15 protein-coding genes are annotated in these 19,384 nt (G+C 42.6%); 12 read left to right on the top strand and 3 right to left on the bottom strand.

What is annotated here, in order from left to right:
• Positions 1-11 precede the first annotated feature (11 nt).
• Positions 12-353 carry a cupin domain-containing protein gene (locus tag TY16_RS08505; protein WP_043931437.1) on the top strand — a complete coding sequence of 114 codons (342 nt, stop codon included), beginning with the start codon at positions 12-14 and terminating at the stop codon, positions 351-353.
• Positions 354-455: 102 nt separating this feature from the next.
• Here TY16_RS08505 and TY16_RS08500 read toward each other — a convergent pair whose 3' ends face one another.
• Positions 456-2,633, bottom strand: coding sequence for an MMPL family transporter (locus TY16_RS08500; protein WP_043931435.1), 2,178 nt, complete (start codon positions 2,631-2,633; stop codon positions 456-458).
• A 438-nt stretch (positions 2,634-3,071) separates the two neighbouring features.
• On the opposite strand from TY16_RS08500, the gene TY16_RS08495 reads away from it, so the two are divergent.
• The 4 genes from TY16_RS08495 to TY16_RS08480 all read left to right on the top strand — a co-directional run bounded on the left by TY16_RS08495 (position 3,072) and on the right by TY16_RS08480 (position 5,387).
• Complete coding sequence (locus TY16_RS08495) at positions 3,072-4,022, top strand: sugar-binding transcriptional regulator (protein ID WP_269320340.1); 951 nt, start codon at positions 3,072-3,074, stop codon at positions 4,020-4,022.
• A gap of 82 nt (positions 4,023-4,104) precedes the next feature.
• Positions 4,105-4,779: a deoxyribose-phosphate aldolase gene (gene deoC / locus TY16_RS08490; RefSeq protein ID WP_043931433.1), complete on the top strand. Its 675-nt coding sequence runs from the start codon at positions 4,105-4,107 to the stop codon at positions 4,777-4,779.
• Positions 4,780-4,800: 21 nt separating this feature from the next.
• Positions 4,801-4,971, top strand: a complete 171-nt coding sequence (locus TY16_RS08485; RefSeq protein WP_043931431.1) for a XapX domain-containing protein — start codon at positions 4,801-4,803, stop codon at positions 4,969-4,971.
• Positions 4,972-4,991: 20 nt separating this feature from the next.
• Entirely contained in the window at positions 4,992-5,387 is a 396-nt protein-coding gene (locus TY16_RS08480) for a cytidine deaminase (RefSeq protein ID WP_043931430.1), read from the top strand.
• A 148-nt stretch (positions 5,388-5,535) separates the two neighbouring features.
• Here the strand turns inward: TY16_RS08480 and TY16_RS08475 are convergent, their stop codons facing one another.
• Positions 5,536-5,823, bottom strand: coding sequence for a hypothetical protein (locus TY16_RS08475; protein WP_043931429.1), 288 nt, complete (start codon positions 5,821-5,823; stop codon positions 5,536-5,538).
• Positions 5,824-5,994: 171 nt separating this feature from the next.
• Positions 5,995-6,600, bottom strand: coding sequence for a DNA-3-methyladenine glycosylase (locus tag TY16_RS08470; RefSeq protein WP_043931428.1), 606 nt, complete (start codon positions 6,598-6,600; stop codon positions 5,995-5,997).
• Between the two features lie 269 nt (positions 6,601-6,869).
• Between TY16_RS08470 and TY16_RS08465 the strand changes: the two genes are divergently transcribed.
• The 7 genes from TY16_RS08465 to aspA all read left to right on the top strand — a co-directional run bounded on the left by TY16_RS08465 (position 6,870) and on the right by aspA (position 19,051).
• Positions 6,870-8,474, top strand: a complete 1,605-nt coding sequence (locus tag TY16_RS08465; protein ID WP_043931427.1) for a diguanylate cyclase — start codon at positions 6,870-6,872, stop codon at positions 8,472-8,474.
• Positions 8,474-9,508: a HEAT repeat domain-containing protein gene (locus tag TY16_RS08460; RefSeq protein ID WP_043931425.1), complete on the top strand. Its 1,035-nt coding sequence runs from the start codon at positions 8,474-8,476 to the stop codon at positions 9,506-9,508. The genes TY16_RS08465 and TY16_RS08460 overlap by 1 nt, the downstream gene beginning before the upstream one ends.
• A 2-nt stretch (positions 9,509-9,510) precedes the next feature.
• Positions 9,511-10,923 (top strand): glycosyltransferase family 2 protein, encoded by a 1,413-nt coding sequence (locus TY16_RS08455; protein WP_043931424.1) that lies wholly within the window; start codon positions 9,511-9,513, stop codon positions 10,921-10,923.
• Positions 10,920-14,138, top strand: a complete 3,219-nt coding sequence (locus tag TY16_RS08450) for a hypothetical protein (RefSeq protein WP_043931423.1) — start codon at positions 10,920-10,922, stop codon at positions 14,136-14,138. The genes TY16_RS08455 and TY16_RS08450 overlap by 4 nt, the downstream gene beginning before the upstream one ends.
• Positions 14,138-14,509, top strand: a complete 372-nt coding sequence (locus TY16_RS08445) for a response regulator transcription factor (RefSeq protein ID WP_043931422.1) — start codon at positions 14,138-14,140, stop codon at positions 14,507-14,509. Before TY16_RS08450 ends, TY16_RS08445 begins: the two co-directional genes overlap by 1 nt.
• Complete coding sequence (locus TY16_RS08440) at positions 14,496-17,354, top strand: ATP-binding protein (protein ID WP_081772932.1); 2,859 nt, start codon at positions 14,496-14,498, stop codon at positions 17,352-17,354. Before TY16_RS08445 ends, TY16_RS08440 begins: the two co-directional genes overlap by 14 nt.
• Positions 17,355-17,608: 254 nt before the next feature.
• On the top strand, positions 17,609-19,051 hold the full coding sequence (gene aspA, locus TY16_RS08435; RefSeq protein ID WP_043931420.1) for an aspartate ammonia-lyase: 1,443 nt from the start codon (positions 17,609-17,611) through the stop codon (positions 19,049-19,051).
• Positions 19,052-19,384: the final 333 nt, after the last annotated feature.

Here is a 19,384-nt window from a genome sequence, read left to right as displayed (position 1 = left end):
GAGGCGCTATAATGGAAAAACAATCACTGTCATCTTACATTGAATACAGCGAAGAGAAGTTTACGAAGAGAATCATTTTTAAAAAAGGGGAAAGCACTGCGTTTGTCCTGAACTTCAACCCCGGCCAGCAGCTTCCTCCCCATAAGCATCCAGGAACGGAAGTATTCCTGTTTGTGGTATCTGGAAACGGAACATTCATCATTGATGGAGTTGAGCAGGAAGTATCGGCTAACGACGTGATTCATTGCGGCGGCGATGAAATGATGGCATTCAATAACAATGGTAATGAGCCGGTCAGCCTTTATGTCATTCTCAGCAAAGTACCTTCACAAGAGTACGCGAAAAATATTTAATCCTTTGTTTTAACCCAAGATTATACCCATCCAGCAGGTTAAAGATCCTTTAATCAAACATGCCAGCCCTTTATACGAGGGCTGGCATATTAATTTTTTTCATTAAGATTCGTTTTGTACTGTCTTCTTCCCTTTTCCAAAAAACCACCAGTTCCAGTCGCCGAGCAGCTTCATCAGTGATGGTACCAGCACCATCCGGATTATGGTTGCATCAATGAAGATGGCAATTGCAATCCCGACTCCAAGTTGTTTGACCGGCATAACCCCAGTGAAAGCAAAGGCCCCTGTTACCACGATCATAATCGCGGCGGCTGATGTTATGATTTTGCTCGTTGTCGTTAATCCCAATATTGTTGCCTTACTGTTATCCTTTGTCTCAAGATAGTATTCCTGGATTCTTGATATCAGAAATACTTCATAGTCCATCGACAGACCGAATACGAGGGAGAAGACGAATACCGGCAAAATTAATGCGATGTCAACAGGCTCCATTCCAAAATGGCCCTGCTGGAAAATATAAACGACAATCCCAAATGTCGAGCTTAGGCTCAGCATATTCATCAGGATAGCTTTTATTGGAATTAGAAGGGAACGGAAGGCAAACATGAGAATAATAAAAGTTGAAATGAAAATTAGAAAAAGACCATACGGTGCCTTTTCGTATATTTCATCAAAAATTTCTTGCTCGAATTTGATATGGCCGCCAAAGCTGGTTTTCAATTCAAAGTCTTTTTCTGCCCATTTACTAACCCACTCCCGCGCATTCCCTGAATGCTCGTCAGCCTTAAGGAAAACATCAATCATCATTTTATCGCCACTAATATAGTAATCCTCCAGTGCCTGCAACTGTTGTCTCTGTTCACCAGTCCCTGAAGAGGAAAACTGGAATTGATTATACTCTTCTGCACTTGAGAAGCCAGCAGCACTAAAGAAGGATTCAACTGAGTCAACGAGGGAGTCATTCTCCAGCTCTGAAATGATAGACAACGCTTTATCAAGATTATCTGTTTCATTCATATTCCCATCTGATTCAAAAACAACGGTAACTTTTTGATAATCGCGCTTACCCTCGGGTTGGAACTGTTTCCTGAAGGTCTCATAAGCAACCCTTGACTCATAGTTAGCTGGAAGCGAATCTGTCCCTGGTATGACGAGTTTCATTTCGCGTGCCGGCATAAGGAACAGCAATAAGATTGTAAACGCCGCGAGCATCATTATGACAGGGTGTTTCATTACAAAACGCGCAAATTTATACCAGCCGGCTCCTTGATTCCTGCCCGGCTTAAGGATCGTAAACCGATTGATTCTCTCTCCCAACAATGAAAGGAAAGCAGGCAAGAATGTAATCGCGCATAAAGCCGAGACGAACACCACGGCCATACCGCCAAGAGCGACGTTTTGAAAAATATCGATCTGAATGAATAATAGGCCGGAGAGGCCAATGAATACACATAAAGCAGAAAATATGATTGACCTTCCTGCGGTTGCCACCGTTATTGCAATACTATCCTCGACAGAATGTTTCTTTAATTCTTCCTTGTAACGATTTATCATTAGCAAGGCAAAATCAATACTTAACGCGAGGCCAATCATAGGAACTATATTTAAGATAAAAATGGACAAATCTGCAGTATAGCTGAAAAAATACATAATCCCCATCGCTGTTAGGATTGAAACAATTCCGATGATTAGGGGGATTGAAGCAGCGACCAGGCTGCCAAATGCGAGGATTAGTACAATCAGGGCGATTGGGAGCCCAATCATTTCTGCTTTGGCAAGGTCTTTCTGGCTGGCTTCATTCAAATCTTTAACAATGACCGGTTCTCCAGTTAGCTTAACGGTCATGCCATCATCGTCCTTGAGTCTTGTTTCCAGTTCATTTATTTCATCTGAAAGGCTGCCTGCATCGGTATCAAAGGAAATCACCCCATAAGCATAATTGTCCTTTATCATTCCTTGCCCTTCAAAAGGGGAAGTCAAGGATGCCGCAGGGCCATAGTCTTCGAGACGGGAAAATGTATCATTTATGTAATTTTTCCATTCAGTCTGTTCCACTCCTAGCTCTTTTTCAAAAAGGAGCAGGATTGTGGACTCGGGTTGGGAAAAATCCTGTTCAAGTATAGCTCTAGTTTCATTATATTCCCCATCAAATTCAAAGCCGTTGCCGCTTAGTACTGTAGGCAGCTTAATTGCAAATATGGCAAATAAGATAATAGCAATAATCCAAACGGTTAGAATCGCAAATTTATACTTGCCCGTCAATCTCCCCAGCCGCTCCATAGTCAAACCTCCTCTAATCTATCCTTTTACTTTATCCCACTCTTAACGGGCAGTAAGCCTCCCACTAACCATCCGTGGAAGATCACCCCAGATGGAAGATTCACTTTATCCCACTCTTAACGGGCAGTAAGCCTCCCACTTTAGACTTCTAAAAAAACCTAAAGAAGATAAGTGGGAGCTTAACTGCCCCTAAAGGTCCGATTGGTTCATCTAACCATCCGTGGAAAATCACCAAGATGGAAGATTCACTTTATATTTTGTCATAGTTGCCGGTGAAAGTAGACTTTGAATTTGACAAATTTTTATATTCTCTTACCCCTTCAGCAAATCCTAAATCTTTAAATATGTTCAATATCTATTAAACAAATGTAAAAAGAATGGTTGATCGAGAAGTAATTTGGTACTATATAAGCATAAAGAAGGATGCAGGTGATGGATGTGGAAAAAGATAAGATAACCAAAGCGATAGAGGCAGCAAAGCTATATTATCTACTGGATTATAACCAAAACGAAATATCTAAGGTTCTAGGTGTATCGCGTCCCACTGTTTCACGGCTCCTTCAGCTGGCAAAAGATGAGGGCATTGTCCAGATAACGATTAAGGATCCGGTAGAGAATATTGAAAATCTGGCCGCGGCTCTAGAGAAAAAATTCGGTTTGAAAAAGGCCGTGGTCGTTTCTATTCCACAGTATGAGGGAACGGTAATAAAAACGTTCCTGGGTGAAAAGGCTGCTGGTTATTTGTATGAAATTGTAAAAGATGGAGATATTATCGGAGTGACCTGGGGAACAACCATCTATCATGTGGCTGTTGAACTGAGGCAAAAGGCTCTGAACAATGTGAAGGTTGTTCAGTTGAAGGGTGGTGTCAGCCACTCGGAAACCAATACGTATGCCTCCGAAATACTATATCTTTTTGGAAAAGCCTTTAATACCGCTCCTCATTACCTGCCTCTTCCGGCAATTGTTGATCATCCCGTCGTAAAGCAGGCAATGGAAGCAGACCGCCATATTAAGAGGATCCTGGAACTTGGCAGGAAGACGAATATAGCTCTGTTTACGATTGGACCAGTGAAAGAAGAATCACTTTTATTTCAGTTAGGCTATTTTTCAGAAGATGATTTAAACTCCCTTTACGGCAAGGCTGTCGGTGATATTTGTTCCCGGTTTTTTGACATCGAGGGGAATGTTGTTAATGAAAGCTTGAACGAAAGAACACTTGGCATCAACCTGGAGGATTTAAAAAAGAAGGAATATTCAATCCTTGTTGCAGGCGGGCAGAATAAAGTGGAAGGCATCTTTGGCGCATTAAACGGCGGCTTTGCCAATGTGTTAATTACAGATCAATTTACGGCTCAATTCTTGCTCGATAAAAAAGTTCAAAAATAATTACGTACATTTGTTCAATTATAAGGTTACATTTGTTCAGATTTTTGTTATAGTAATAGTGTAAGTAAAAGGAGGAATTAACATGGTTCAAAATATTGCAGCAATGATTGATCATACATTATTAAAAGCAAATGCTACAAAAGCGGAAATTACAAAATTGGCAGAGGAAGCACGTGAGTTTAAATTCGCTTCAGTCTGTGTCAATCCAACATGGGTGAGGACGGCAGCAGAATTGCTGGCAGATTCTCCTGAAGTAAAGGTATGCACCGTCATTGGTTTTCCTCTTGGAGCCAGCACACCAGAAACAAAGGCATTTGAAACAAAGAATGCGATTGAAAATGGTGCGACTGAAGTGGATATGGTCATTAACATAGGCGCGTTGAAGGATGGAAACGACGAGCTTGTTGAGCGCGATATCCGTGCCGTTGTTGATGCCGCGAAGGGAAAAGCGTTAACTAAGGTTATCATTGAAACTTCTCTTCTTACTGATGAAGAAAAGGTGCGGGCTTCCAAGCTTTCCGTTAAAGCAGGAGCAGATTACGTTAAGACTTCTACCGGTTTTTCCACAGGTGGTGCCACAGTCGAGGATGTTCGCTTAATGCGTGAAACCGTGGGACCAGAAATAGGTGTCAAAGCCTCGGGCGGAGTGCGCAGCCGTGAAGATGCTCTTGCAGTAGTCGAAGCAGGCGCGACAAGAATTGGCGCCAGTTCTGGTGTTGCAATAGTAAATGGTGAAACAGCTTCTGGATCATACTAACAAACGATTTGAGGTAGTAATATGAGAGAGGTTTTGCTAGCATTGATAGCAGGAATGGCAGTAGGTCTCCTTTTTAAATTTCTGAAGCTGCCCCTGCCTGCACCACCTGTTTTTTCTGCAGTGGTCGGGGTATTTGGTGTTTTCTTCGGCGGTGTCGTGTATGAATGGCTTATCAAAATTATCCAAAACTGACGTGTAGGGGGAACCGCAACATGGATGAAAAAGAATTGATTCAAGAGGCCATAAAAGCGAGAGAATTCGCATATATTCCGTATTCCAAATTCGGGGTAGGGGCGGCACTTTTGTCGAAGGATGGACGGGTGTTCCATGGCTGCAACATTGAAAACGCGGCTTATTCAATGGCCAACTGCGGCGAGCGTACAGCAATTTTTAAAGCTATTTCTGAAGGTGTAACGGAGTTCACTGCTTTGGCTGTCGTTGCTGACACTGACAGGCCTGTGCCTCCGTGCGGAGCGTGCCGCCAGGTCATTGCCGAACTGCTTGGGCCTGATGTCGATATCATTCTTAGCAACCTCAAAGGTGATGTATTGAGGGTTCGTTCCGAAGACATCCTTCCAGGAGCATTTATGCCAACCGACCTTGGCTAATAGAAGAAGATCCCTTTAAACTAGAAAATCTAAAGTATCGACCATAATACCAAAGTAATTAGCGTCATATTACCTAAATATAAAAGACATAAAGACATAATGAAACGCAAGGTTGTTTTTTAACCTTGCGTTTTTAGTGTTGAAAAATTCATTTGTTATTTTTCTTTGCCTCGTGGTAAAGAGCCACAATAACATCAATGTTATTATCAATAATGTTCAATCGTTCTCTAGAAATCTGTGACCATTCACTAGATAGATGTCTCGCCGAAATGATATGTCTGATGCTGAATGTATAGGTGTGGTGTAATTCTGAAATCACATAGCTAATACCTGCAGTAGGTTCCTTGCTCACAATGCTTTCGATATCATTCTTTAACCAGTCTGGTGCAACCTCAATAGATTTCTTCAACAGCTGTTCATACTCTTGGTTAAACATAACTTCTCCTCCTAATATAAGTTTGTACATGCTTTATATCATACATCATTTACATACAGACTTCTAAGGGAAGCTTTGAATGTATGACTAATCATTATTATTTTTCATTTAAATTACCTTACTTAGTCACGTAGTGTGGAAACATTCGGTTTACCAGGCCTTTAAAAATGCTTACCCTTTTCTTGATACAAAACGGTTATCCGTTATCCAGAATCGCCATGGGTAATCGCGTGCCTCTCCTGAATTTTCGATTCCAACCCTCTTGCCTTGTGATATGGAGGTAGGAATGTAGCCCCTGGCAATTAAAAGTGGAGGTTCGGTAAGTTTTCTTCCGTAATCCCTCATTGTAATACCCATAGCTTTTGTGAGCTTTCCGGGTCCATTCGTCAAATTGCGCCTGTCTTCCACGGAACGCCTGCTTCGCATTAAACCCTCTCCATAACACGGTTCGATTGCTCTTATTAAGACTGCTTCCGGGTTGCCCGCACCCCCGCTCACAACATTGACGAGGCAATGTGTATGCATTACATATGTGTATGCCCTTCCGGATTCGGCAAACATTACTTCCGTTCGCTTTGTCCTCCGGTTCATGTAGCTATGCGCTGCCTGGTCACCAGGGCCAATGTATGCTTCAGTTTCGACAATATAGCCGGCCGCTAGTCCTTCAGTAGAATGATATGCAAGTATGCAGCCCAGTAATTTTCGTGCCAATTCAAGGGTTGGCTGGTTGAAAAATTCATCGGGTAATGGTTCAAGATCAAAATCGAAATGATTCATCCAGTTTCTCCTATTCATTAACTTCATTTTTAAACCTTCCCTTTATGAGGTGAAATTAATCTTAACTCACCAATTGTGTTTAAGACTATTCATCTCCCTGAAGTCATAATAAAAACTTGTTCACTAAATCTTCAAACTTAGGCTTCTTTTAGTAAGAGCTTGTTATTGTTTCACCTTTCGGCAACAAATAAACTAATATGTAGATAGTGTTATCTATAAATAGACTTTATTCGATTTTTTCCATAAATGCGATTGTTGGAGTTGGTATGATGGATACTAAAAAATATGCAAAGCTAATTTTTGAAAAAGTGAAGAATCAAGTGGTTGATTGGTTTGATGTTAGAGAAGTAAACCTTCCTGATGATGATGAACTCTTCCGGTTTCTTCATTCGATAAAAGGGACTGCCGGAACTGTCGGGCTTACCAGCCTTGCGGACATGGCTGATACCATGTTGGAAGATGTCAAAGAAGGCGGAAAGAAGCAATGGAAGCGAGAGCAATTGCGAGATTTTCTCTTTAATCTAATCAGCTATGTTTATGAACAGGAAAATATCTCGGATAAAAAGGGGAATAGTATTGGCGAAAGCCTGCCAATTATCCAGATCATTTCTGAGGATATTTCTGAAATTGTCCTATTAAAGGAGTCGTTGGAAAAACAGGGCTGGATGGTTATGGGTTATACCAGCTATGAACAAGCAATAGACAGCCCATTTAATTTTAAACCGGATTGCATGGTTATAGAGATAAGCGGAAAATCCGGGCTGTCAGTTCTTGATGAACTTAAAAACAACGGAGGAAAGCAGTACATTCCCAAATTAATTGTAAGTTCATTTAACAATGTAGAAACGAGGATCGAGGCTTTTCGCAAAGGCGCCGATGATTTTCTTGAATTCCCCTATGATTTGGAGGAACTGCAGGTCAGGATTGAACGCCAACTTGAAAGGAAGAGGCTGTTTGATGAATCAGCACTCCTTGATGAACTGACAGGCCTATACAACAGAAGGTTCTTGAAGGATACATTTTTAAGAAAAATAAACTCACTTTCACGGACAAAAAAAGGTTTTTGTTTGGCCATTTTGGATCTGGATTATTTTAAAAAGATAAACGACCGGTTCGGGCATCCTATAGGTGATAAAGTCCTTTTAGGTTTTGCGGGGTATATAAAGGATAGCATTCGAGGGACGGATAGTGCGTTCCGAATTGGCGGCGAAGAATTTGCACTTATATTACCCGATACGGATATCGAAGAGGCACAGCTGCTGGTAGAGCAGCTTCTGGAAGGCCTATCCAGCTACGGAATCAACCAGTCTGGCCAGTCTATATCCATATCTTTTTCCGCAGGTGTTACCGTGATTAATAAGGAAATCACATCACTTGAGGAGGCATTCGCAGCGGCAGACCAGGCGTTGTACAGGGCAAAGGAAATGGGCAGGTCCAGGATTGAACCAGCTATCCAGGAAGGAAGCGAAGTATACAAAAAGACTCTTTTTGTTTCAATCATTGATGATGATGCCATTATAAGATCACTGCTGGCAAAGGTATTGGAACGGATGGATGCTGCGAACTTCCAGCTTGATATCAAGTTATTTGAAGATGGGAGAAAGTTCTTTGAGGTAGACAGGCTTCATGCTGAAGGCGAGCATTTCATCATCCTTGATGGCATAATGCCGGTGATGGATGGAATTGAGGTCCTCCAAAAGGTCAGAAAAGAAAGTGGAGGAAGGCCTGTTAAAGTACTTATGCTGACTGGCAGAAAAAACGAGTACGATATCGCCAGAGCGTTAAGCCTTGGAGCGGATGATTATGTTACAAAACCCTTCAGTATCACCGAGCTTGAAGCAAGAATAAAGGTCCTGATCCAGAGGCAGTATTAATGGCTGTTGAACTGTATTATCTTTCAGTCCTGACAGCTGTGTTCATCGGTATCCTGTTTTTCATACTTTTGTATTTATCCGTCCGAAAATGGTCAGCAAACAAAAAACGTAGACAAATTGAGGATTTTAAGGAAAGTTACAATCCGCTTTTATTTGAATATATAACAACAGGTGAAATTTCAAGAAAGCTTGTTCCTCGAACTGATATTGAAAAAAAGGCTGTCGAGGAAATCCTGGCACGCTATACCGAAATTCTTGAAGGTGAAGAGGAAAGGAAGAATCTAACCAAGCTCGCATGTCTTTATTTAACTGATTATTACCGGGATAGACTTAAAAGCCGGAAGTGGAGTTCAAGGATGAATGCCCTTTATTATATAGAGGATTTCAAGATGGACTCTTTGTTAAAGGATATATTCACCCTGCTTGGAAAAAAGCGCACAAGCCGAGAGGAATTAATTCATAGTCTGCGAATATTGGCCAGCTTTCAATTTATTAATCTTTATGATTATCTAAATAAACGGTATACGTTTTTGTCAGAGTTTGAATGCCGGAATATTTTGCTCAGGCTGGAGAACGACCATTTTGACCAGTTCACGCTTGGTTTTCATCAAGCAAGGAAAGAGCTTCAATATGCGGTCCTGGATGTGATTGGTGTAAAAAAGGATATTAGACAACTTCGATTTTTGGAATCAATGTATAAAAAATATAATGGTGAAATAAGGCTTCGTGCCCTCAAAGCCATTGGTTCAATAGGTTATGTAAATCAGCTTGATGATTATCTGCCACTGGTGCATTCCCAAAAATGGGAAGAAAGAATGATGGCAGCGAGGTTAATTGGCACAATGAAGGATGAAAACGCAATAGGGCATCTCAATGGATTGATACACGACCGATCCTGGTGGGTGCGGTCTCAGGCAGGCCAAGCCCTGTCGAAGTTTCCAAATGGAAAGGCATTATTACAGGAAATTATTGAAACGACAGAAGATCCCTTCGCAAAAGATATGGCGATGGAATGGGTCAATAAAGGAGTATAGGGATGACAGATTTCGGTTGGCTTGATATTGTTACGTTCTTCGGCTGGTTTATTGCCATTTATATGACTGGAGTCATTGTCTTTTACTCTATTATTCTGCTTTTTTCAGTAATTCAGTTAAGGAAAGAATACCAGCTGGATAGAGACCAAACCTATATGGACTACATGAACGAGATTTATACAAAACCAGTGTCCATCATTGTTCCCGCCTATAATGAAGAGGCTGGAGTGGTCCAGAGTGTCAGGTCTCTTTTATCAATGAATTACCCGCTTTTTGAAGTAATAGTGGTGAATGACGGATCCAAGGATAGTACGCTTGAAAAAATGATTTCCCACTATGACATGAAGAAAATCAACAAGGTAGTCAGGAAACAGCTTGATACAAAACCTATTCGGGGTATCTATCAATCTTCCATCCTTCCTCACCTTTACATGGTAGACAAGGAAAATGGCGGAAAGGCAGATGCTTTGAATACAGGCCTGAACTTTTCGAATTACCCGTACGTATGCTCCCTCGATGGTGATTCAGTTCTTGAAAATGATGCATTCCTAAAAGTCATGAAGCCAATTATCGATTCCGATGAGGAAGTAATCGCGTCGGGGGGAAGCGTACGAATTGCAAATGGTTGTGATATCCGGGATGGGCACATCCTGAAAATCGGGCTTTCAAGCCATCCTCTTGTTGTTATGCAAATTATTGAGTATTTGCGTGCATTCCTGATGGGCAGGATTGGCTTAAGCCGCCACAACCTGCTATTAATCATTTCTGGGGCTTTTGGGGTTTTTTCAAAGCGCTGGGTAATGGAGGCGGGAGGCTATAAAACCGATACAGTTGGCGAAGATATGGAGCTTGTCGTCCGTATGCACAGGCTAATGAAGGAAAAGGGCTTAAAGAAAAAGATAGTTTATGTCCCGGACCCCGTTTGCTGGACAGAAGTACCTGAAGAAATGTCTATTCTTAGGAAGCAGAGGAGCCGCTGGCACAGGGGCCTTTTTGAAAGCCTCTGGACACACCGTAAACTAACCTTCAATCCTAAGTATGGTTCAATTGGCTTTATTTCATTTCCGTATTTTTGGATTGTAGAATTTTTAGGACCGGTTGTTGAACTTTTGGGTTATATTTTTGTCGTACTCTGCTTGTTCCTGGGAGGAATCTACTTGGAGTTTGCTATTCTGCTATTTCTATTGTCGCTCCTCTACGGTTCAATCATTTCAATGGCTGCCGTTCTTCTTGAAGAATGGACATTGACGAAATACCCAAGGGTCCGTGATAGTGTAAAACTCTTTTTCTATTCCTTGACGGAGACAATCTGGTATAGGCCTTTGACAGTATTATGGCGCTGCGAGGGTATTTGGAAGTTAATCAGAGGGGATAAAAGCTGGGGAGAAATGAAAAGAAAAGGTGTATCACAATGAAGTTACTTACTAACAAACCTCGTTCCTATGTTGTCCTGTTTACGCTCTTTTTTCTTACAGCTGTTACTGCTCCCTTTTGGCTCTGGCAGCTCGAGCCAAGCAAGCAGTTGGATGTTGCCATTATCGATAAAACTGTTCCGGATGAATCATATCGGGAGCATAACGGGTTAGTCTGGATTTTAAATAATGAAAAATATAAAAATGACGATAGTGAACGCTATTCAGCCAATAGCGACTACAGCGGTTTCAAGCCTGAAAAAGAGAACGAATACAGTGTACTCCCTCTTCCTGAAAATCTGGCTAGGCAGGACCTTATTTATCTCGCAGACCAATATGGTGTTTACAAGCAGGAATTCCTTGGCAAAAACGAAATGGGGAAGCGCTCGGAGATGCTGTATGGCGGACTTCAGCCAGAAGAAATGGATGTTATTGAGGAAGCGCTTTTTACCGGGAAGGAAAAGACCTTCATTGCTGAATTTAATACATTCGGAAGCCCCGCTTCTAACGAGGTGCGGTCAAGAATATCCAATCTATTGAATGCGGAGTGGACCGGTTGGATTGGACGATACTTTCCAGATCTTGCTGGAAAGGAAGTCCCAATCTGGGCAAAGGAAAACTATGAAAAGCAGACAGGGAAATGGAATTTCAAAAATGGCGGCTTTGTGTTTGTCGATCGGAACGATTTCATCGTCGTTGTCCCTCAAAATGAACTGACGGATAATGGCGCACGGTTTAAGTTCACAGAAGAAGGCAGAAAGAAATTTGGGGATGAGCTCGAAGCTGACTATCAATACTGGTTTGATATCATTGAAGCCCGTGACGAGTCGGAAATTCTTGCAACCTACAGCTTACCTTTGAAGAAGGAGGCAAAGAACAGGCTTGCAGGCTACGGAATTCCTGCACAGTTCCCAGCAGTCCTAAACCATGAAAATGCAAGGTTTTCTTCCTATTATTTTGCGGGGGACTTTGCTGATGAAGGGGAGGTTCCCTCTCTCTATCAGACAAGGGGAATTGCCGAGTGGAGGCAGTTTTTTGCTGCAAGAGACTCATTCTACTGGAAAGCATATGTGCCTATGATGAAAAAACTGCTCGAGCAAGGCCTTCATTCCGGTGGAGAGCAGAAACAGGTTGAAATCATTGAAAAGGCCGGCGTCAAGATCAATAGCAAAACTGGCGATAAGTATATCCAGATTCTTCAAGGCGGCAAATGGGAAGACGTCCTGATTAAAGGTGTAAATATGGGGATGGGGAAGCCGGGAAGTTATCCAGGTGAAGCTGCAATCTCCAAGGATGAATATACCCGCTGGTTCCGTGCGATAGGGGAGATGAATGCGAACGTCCTGAGGATTTATACACTGCATCCTCCAGCTTTTTATAAGGCTTTTCTTGAATATAACATGACAGCAGAAAAGCCCCTATATTTGCTTCACGGCGCTTGGGTGAACGAGGAAGAGCTTATAAAAAATCAGGATGCCTTTTTAAGCAGTGATGATATCAAAACTGAAATCACCTATATGGTTGATATGATTCATGGGAATGCGAAGGTCCCTGAAAGAAAGGGGCATGCTTCCGGAACGTACTCAGCCGATATTACAGAGTATGTACTTGGCTTCATTGCCGGCATTGAGTGGGACCCGCAAATGGTTGTTTCAACAAATGAAAAACATAAAAATATGAAGCAATTTAATGGGACATATTTCAAAACAAATAATGCCTCGCCATTTGAAATATGGCTTGCGGAGATTATGGATTATGCAGTTGCTTATGAAACCGAAAAATACGGCTGGCAGCATTCAATGAGCTTTACAAACTGGGTGACTACTGATTTGCTTAAGCATCCGGCCGAACCAGATGCACAGGAAGATCTTGTCTCAGTAAATCCAAACCATATTGTAAAACAGGATGCCTTCAAGGCCGGCATGTTTGCTTCCTATCATATTTATCCGTACTATCCGGACTTTCTCAATTTAGAGGAACGATACCTCAACTATACTGATAAAGACGGCAATAAGAACAACTATGCCGGATACTTGAATGATTTGGTAAAGGAACATACTATGCCAGTCGTTGTTGCTGAATTCGGTGTCCCGGGGTCACGGGGCTTGACGCATAAGAATCCGTTGGGAATGGATCAGGGAAACCACTCCGAGCAGGAACAGGGAAAAATCAATTCTGTGCTTTTCAAGTCGATTGTCGATGAAGGCTATGCAGGCGGGATGGTGTTTGCCTGGCAGGATGAGTGGTTCAAGCGGACCTGGAATACAATGCACCTTGAAGATGAGAACAGAAGGCCGTACTGGAACAACCAACAGACAAATGAACAGCATTTTGGCTTGCTTGGCTTCGATCCTGGAGCTCGGGGGGCTGCCATCTACACAGACGGAAACGATGCCGATTGGGAAAAAGCCGGTATTGAATCTGCCTATAAAGATGATCAAGGCCCAATTTCCAGCGCCTATTTTACAAGCGATGAAGGATATTTTCACTTTCTTATCAACATGCGTGAACCTCAAGACCTTAAAACCAACCCTGTCCATCTTCTTCTGGATACCGTTCCAGACCAGGGACAAGCCACAATTGGAGGTTCTTTCAAACCGGGAATCGGTGTTGACTTTAAGATAGATCTGGCGGGTGAAAATGATTCGAGGATTATGGTGGACAGCTATTATGATCCGTTCTATTACCTGTATGGGGAAAAGCTTGGGATGATACGTAAGAAACCTTATGCTTCAAAGAAGGACAATGGAATCTTCCATCCGATCATGCTGGCTTTGAATAAAAAAATGACACATCCGATTACAAAGGAAATTCTGAAATTTACTGATTATGAGGCAGGGAAACTCTCGTACGGCAACGCAAACCCAGCCAGCAAGGAATTTAACTCGCTTACAGACATCAGCATTAGTGCGGATAAAAAGACTCTCGAAGGAAGGATTCCTTGGCAGCTCCTGAATATGAGGGACCCAAGCCAGCGCGAAGCCATGGCTGATATATGGAAAATTGGAATGGATAAAAGTATTAAGCTGGATGGAATGAATATCGCTATTGCCCAGTCTGAAGGAAACAACATGAAAGCCGTATTCCCGGAAACCGGGTTGCCTTACAGCTTTACCTGGAAGGAATGGGAGAAGCCGCGCTACCATGAACGCTTGAAAGAGTCCTATTATATCTTAAGGGATGCTTATAGGAAAATTGGCATCGAAGGGGAGAAATAATGAAACGGATTTTACTGGCAGAGGATGAGGAAATCTTAAGAATGCTTGTTGTCGATACACTAGAAGACAGCGGTTTTTTGATTGACGAGGCTGCTGATGGTCAAGAGGCACTTGATTTAATTGTAAAAAATTCTTACGACCTGATCATTCTGGATTATATGATGCCTGTTTATACCGGGCTTGAGGTGATTGGGAAAATAAAGATCAAGGCAACCCGTGAAGGGACACGTATTGTCATGCTGTCCGCCAAAAGCCAGTCCTACGAACAGGAAAAGGTTCTTGCAGCGGGTGCCGATTATTTTATCTCTAAACCGTTTAGTCCGGCACAGCTGCTAGGAAAGATAGAGGATATTCTGAATGGGGAAGATTAGCGATTATTTGAACCGCAGCATGTTCAGGAGGTTCGGTGTGATGATGGGTGGATTTATGGCATTCTTCCTTCTGGGGACTGCCATTCTGCTTTTCATTATGAATGTCCTGAGCACCGACTATACAAAGGATCGCACCGCCTTAAAAGAAAAGACATTATTGGCTCAGGAAATTAATACAGCTTTTAATGAAGTCTTTCTTAATTCAAGGGGTTACCTTGCCTATGGGAACGTCGAGTTAAGGGATAGTGCTGTAGAGAAAAAAACAGAAATTCGAAAGATGACCAATAGGTTTGAAAAATTGGCTACAACCAGAAGTGACAATGAGGCACTCAGCCAAATTGAGGAGTTTACCGCTTATTACTTTTCAGAAGTATTGCCCTCGCTGTTCGATAAATATGAAAGTGGTGAAAAAGGACTAGCTCTTGAAGAGTCGAGCTGGGAGGTCATGGAGCCTGTAGGTGAATTTAGAGAGTATTTAACTAACTATATCCACGAGCTTGATAATGAGCTTAACAAACGATATGAGAAGCTCCGTAATACGCAGGAAACAATCATGATAGTGTTCATAGTGTTTATTTTTGGCATTCTGTTAACGGTCCTGGGTATCATCCGAATTATGCTTATCCAGGTCGGAAAGCCGCTTGCAGAATTAGCACATGCAGCAAATGATATAGCGAATGGCCAGCCAGCCTCAATTCTTCTTGGCCGAAACCGAAAGGATGAGATTGGCACTCTTTCAGCGGCTTTTCAGAAGATGGCTCAAAAAGTCCTCGAAAAGGAGCAGGATCTACTCGAGCAAAACTATACTCTCCTTGAACGAAAGGAAGAGCTTCATGCCCAGCAAGAAGAACTTGAAAAAACATTAAAAGTCCTTCAGGAGCATGACAGGAAACTGAGCGGCCGCAATGAATTAATCAATAACATGTCCAGATCGCTGAATAAGCAGAATGTGCTCGACAGTGTCGTCTCAAATATGAGCAGGATCCTGAAGGCTGACAGGGGCATAATTGTCCTGCCAACCGATTTCAGCTATGCATCAGAAGGCATATCTTCCCAGGGGAGAATGGGATTTGTTGAACATCTGAAATCAGGGATACTTGACCGGCTTGTTGCTTCGAAGGGCCCCTTGCTCACGGAGAGGCGAACGAGGCCTCAAGAAAATGGTTATCATACAGAGGAGTTTTATTGCCAGGACTTGTATTTGCCGGTTCTCACTGCAGAAGATGAACTCTCGGCTGTGATGTGTTTTACCCGATTTGGGGCTCCGTTTGAACAGGAAGTATATGAGGATTGGCGAGCCTTGTCGAGGAACATTGGGATTGCCCTTGATAAGATTGCTCTTTTCGAAATAACAGAAAAAGAACGAATGCTCAATCAGCATATTCTCGATACGATTCAGGAAGGCATTCAGCTTGTTGATAAGGAAGGAACTATTCTTCAGGTTAATGCCCAGTTTTGTGAAATGTTCGGTATTCAAAACCCAGACCCTGCCGGAATGCAATATAGCATCTGGAGTAAAAAGATGGCCGGGTTTATGGAAGAAGGACGAGCTTTCCTCGATTTTCTAAAGGACTCCGGCTCTATGGATACCTGCACATATAAAATGATGGAAACTGGCAGGGTTATAAAGGTTTACTGCAAAGAGGCCTGGCAGGGCAGTGAGCGGCTCGGAACTGTCTATGTCCATAGGGATACTACGAAAGAATTTGAAGTTGACCAAATGAAATCAGAGTTTGTCAGTACAGTAAGCCATGAATTGAGAACTCCGCTGGCAAGTATACTTGGTTTCAGTGAGCTGATGATGAATCGTGAATTAAAACCTGAGAGGCAAAAGAAATATGTGTCGACCATTTTTAACGAGGCGAAGCGCCTGACAGGATTGATTAATGACTTCCTTGATGTTCAAAAGATGGAAGCAGGGAAAATGACATATGAAAAAAAGCCGGTTGATGTTATACCGATCTTAAAAGACGTTGCAGCACTTCATCAAGAGGTATCGGACAAGCATCAAATCGTGTTGGAGGCGATGCTTGAGAAGGCTATAATTCTTGGTGATAGTGACAAAGTCGGGCAGGTGTTCCGGAACCTCCTTTCTAATGCAATAAAATATTCTCCAGACGGCGGGCGAATTAAAATCTCTGTTTATAAGGATATCAATGGATTCACGATTGATGTTGCCGATGAGGGTATTGGAATACCAAAGGAATCCATCGGGAAGCTTTTCACTAAATTTTACAGAGTTGATAATTCCGACTTGCGGAAAATAGGCGGGACAGGCCTGGGTCTTGCAATTGTAAACGAAATAGTAAAGGCGCTAGGTGGTGAAGTTACTGTTAAATCAAATCAGGGTGTTGGAACGACATTCACAGTGACCTTTCCTCACTATAGTCCGGAAACCGAGCAGCAATCCAGGGAAGAGGAGCAGCTGATTTCCGGTTACCGCGTTCTAGTCGTTGAAGATGACCCAAGTCTTGGGATCTTGATATGTCAGGAATTGGAGGAAAGTGGCTTCCAGGTTACTTACTTTTCAAAAGCCCTGCCTGCACTTCAATATATGGAACAAAATCCCCCGGACGCGGTTGTGCTTGATATTATCCTTGAGGGCGGCGGTTTGGATGGCTGGGCTATAATGAAGAAGATGAAGCAAAAGGAAGCACTGAAAACGATTCCTATCATCGTATCAAGCGCTCTCGATGAAAAAGTAAAAGGAATGAAGCTAGGGGCGCAGGAGTACCTGGTCAAGCCGTATAAAACAAGCCAGCTTTCCAAAACCATCATGCAAACACTGCTTGGTGTGGGGAAATATGGTCAAATTTTTATTCCGGGCGAACATACAAAAGAATAAAAAAGGGTAAGGCAAGTGAGGCATTTTGTTTAAGCCTTGCTTGCCTTATGTATTAGCAGGAATAATGAAAACGGTTACATTTATACACATGGTTCCTCTTTATAAAGGTATAATAGTAGGTGAAACTTTTAATCAGCGGAAGGACTTTTTCTCCGCTGATTGTTAGTTTTTGAAGGGCTGATGCAGAAAAGAAAAAATTTTTACTTAATACTTCAGACTACTAGGGGATAAAAAGTAACTAGGGGGCGGAAACGATGAGCACGATAAACACAAATAGAATAGAAAAGGATTTCCTCGGGGAAAAAGAAGTCCCAGCAGATGCGTATTATGGGGTCCAGACATTGCGTGCGGTTGAAAACTTTCCAATCACTGGCTATCGCCTGGATGCCAGCCTGATAAAGGCGATGGCTATTGTGAAAAAGTCTGCGGCGATGGCAAATAAGGCAACAAAGCAGCTGGAGGCTGAAATTGCAGATGCAATTATCGCTGCAGCAGATGAAATCATCGATGGGAACTGGCATGATCAATTTATTGTTGATCCAATTCAAGGCGGAGCCGGAACCTCTATCAATATGAATGCAAACGAAGTTATTGCCAATCGGGCCCTTGAGTTAGTCGGGAAGCTGAAGGGCAGTTACACGATTATCAGCCCAAACACCCATGTAAATATGGCTCAATCCACGAATGATGCTTTTCCGACAGCGATACATATTGCAGTCCTGGATTCCCTTAAAGGGCTGCTTGACACAATGGAGGAGCTTCAACAGGCATTTTTTGCAAAAGCGAATGAGTTTGATGATGTAATTAAGATGGGAAGGACACATCTTCAGGATGCTGTCCCTATCAGGCTGGGGCAGGAATTTATGGCTTGTGCCCGGGTGCTTGGCCGTGATATAGGCAGGATTCATACTTCCAGGCAGCATCTGTATGTAGTCAATATGGGTGCTACAGCCGTAGGTACAGGGCTGAATGCTGATCCTGTCTATGTTGAAAAGGTTGTTGGCTATTTAGCTGAAAATAGCAGCCTTCCTTTAGAAAAGGCGGACCATCTAGTTGATGCAACCCAAAATACTGATTGCTACCTTGAGGTTTCCGCAGCACTGAAGGTTTGTATGATGAATATGTCCAAGGTCGCTAATGACTTGCGTATGATGGCATCAGGGCCGAGAGCCGGATTGGGAGAAATTAATCTTCCTCCCCGTCAGCCAGGGTCTTCAATTATGCCAGGAAAAGTGAACCCGGTCATGGTGGAAGTACTAAATCAGGTAGCATTCCAGGTCATTGGCAATGACCATACAATCTGCCTTGCAGCCGAAGCTGGCCAATTTGAATTAAATGTCATGGAGCCGGTTCTCGTTTTCAATTTGCTTCAATCGATTAAAGTCATGACCAATGTGTTTGGTGTGTTCCGCAAGTATTGCCTGGAAGGTATTGAAGCCAATAGAGACCGGCTTGAAGAATATGTAAACAACAGTGTCGGAATCATTACAGCTATCAATCCCCATGTTGGTTACGAAACAGCAGCTGCTATAGCCAAGGAAGCGATTGAGACAGGTAAATCGGTCCGTGAACTTTGTGTTGAGAGGGGAGCACTGACTGAAGAGGAGCTGGATATTATCCTCCATCCATACGAGATGACAGACCCTGGCATATCCGGAAAGGAACTTCTTAATAAAAGAAACCTAATCGAGGCATAAGAGCCAAAGCGCAAGCGCCTTGATCATCGCCGTACAAAATGGAGGGACTTCGACTGAGATAAAGGAATCACGAAGAGCTTTAGCGTTCGATGATGACTTATCGTAGGGAGGAGGCCTGAAGTTTGCTAGGCGATAGGCGCTGGAGCTAGACGTAGACACGCTCCATTTATAAGTGATCCCCAGTTGAGAAATTCTTAATTACCTAAACGACAAGAAATGAGGCTAACCTGAAGCAAGTTTTCGGGGGCCTCTTTTCATTTGTTCCAAGACTCACCTTTTCCTATCTTGCACTGTTTTTTTGATATTAAATTCCATATATATAAACAAAAAAAA

It is taken from the genome of Bacillus sp. EB01, from assembly GCF_000613125.1.
In the GTDB taxonomy this organism is placed as follows: domain Bacteria; phylum Bacillota; class Bacilli; order Bacillales; family Cytobacillaceae; genus Bacillus_D.
Note: the sequence above shows the minus strand (reverse complement) of the source record. Positions and strands in the feature narration are given on the sequence as shown.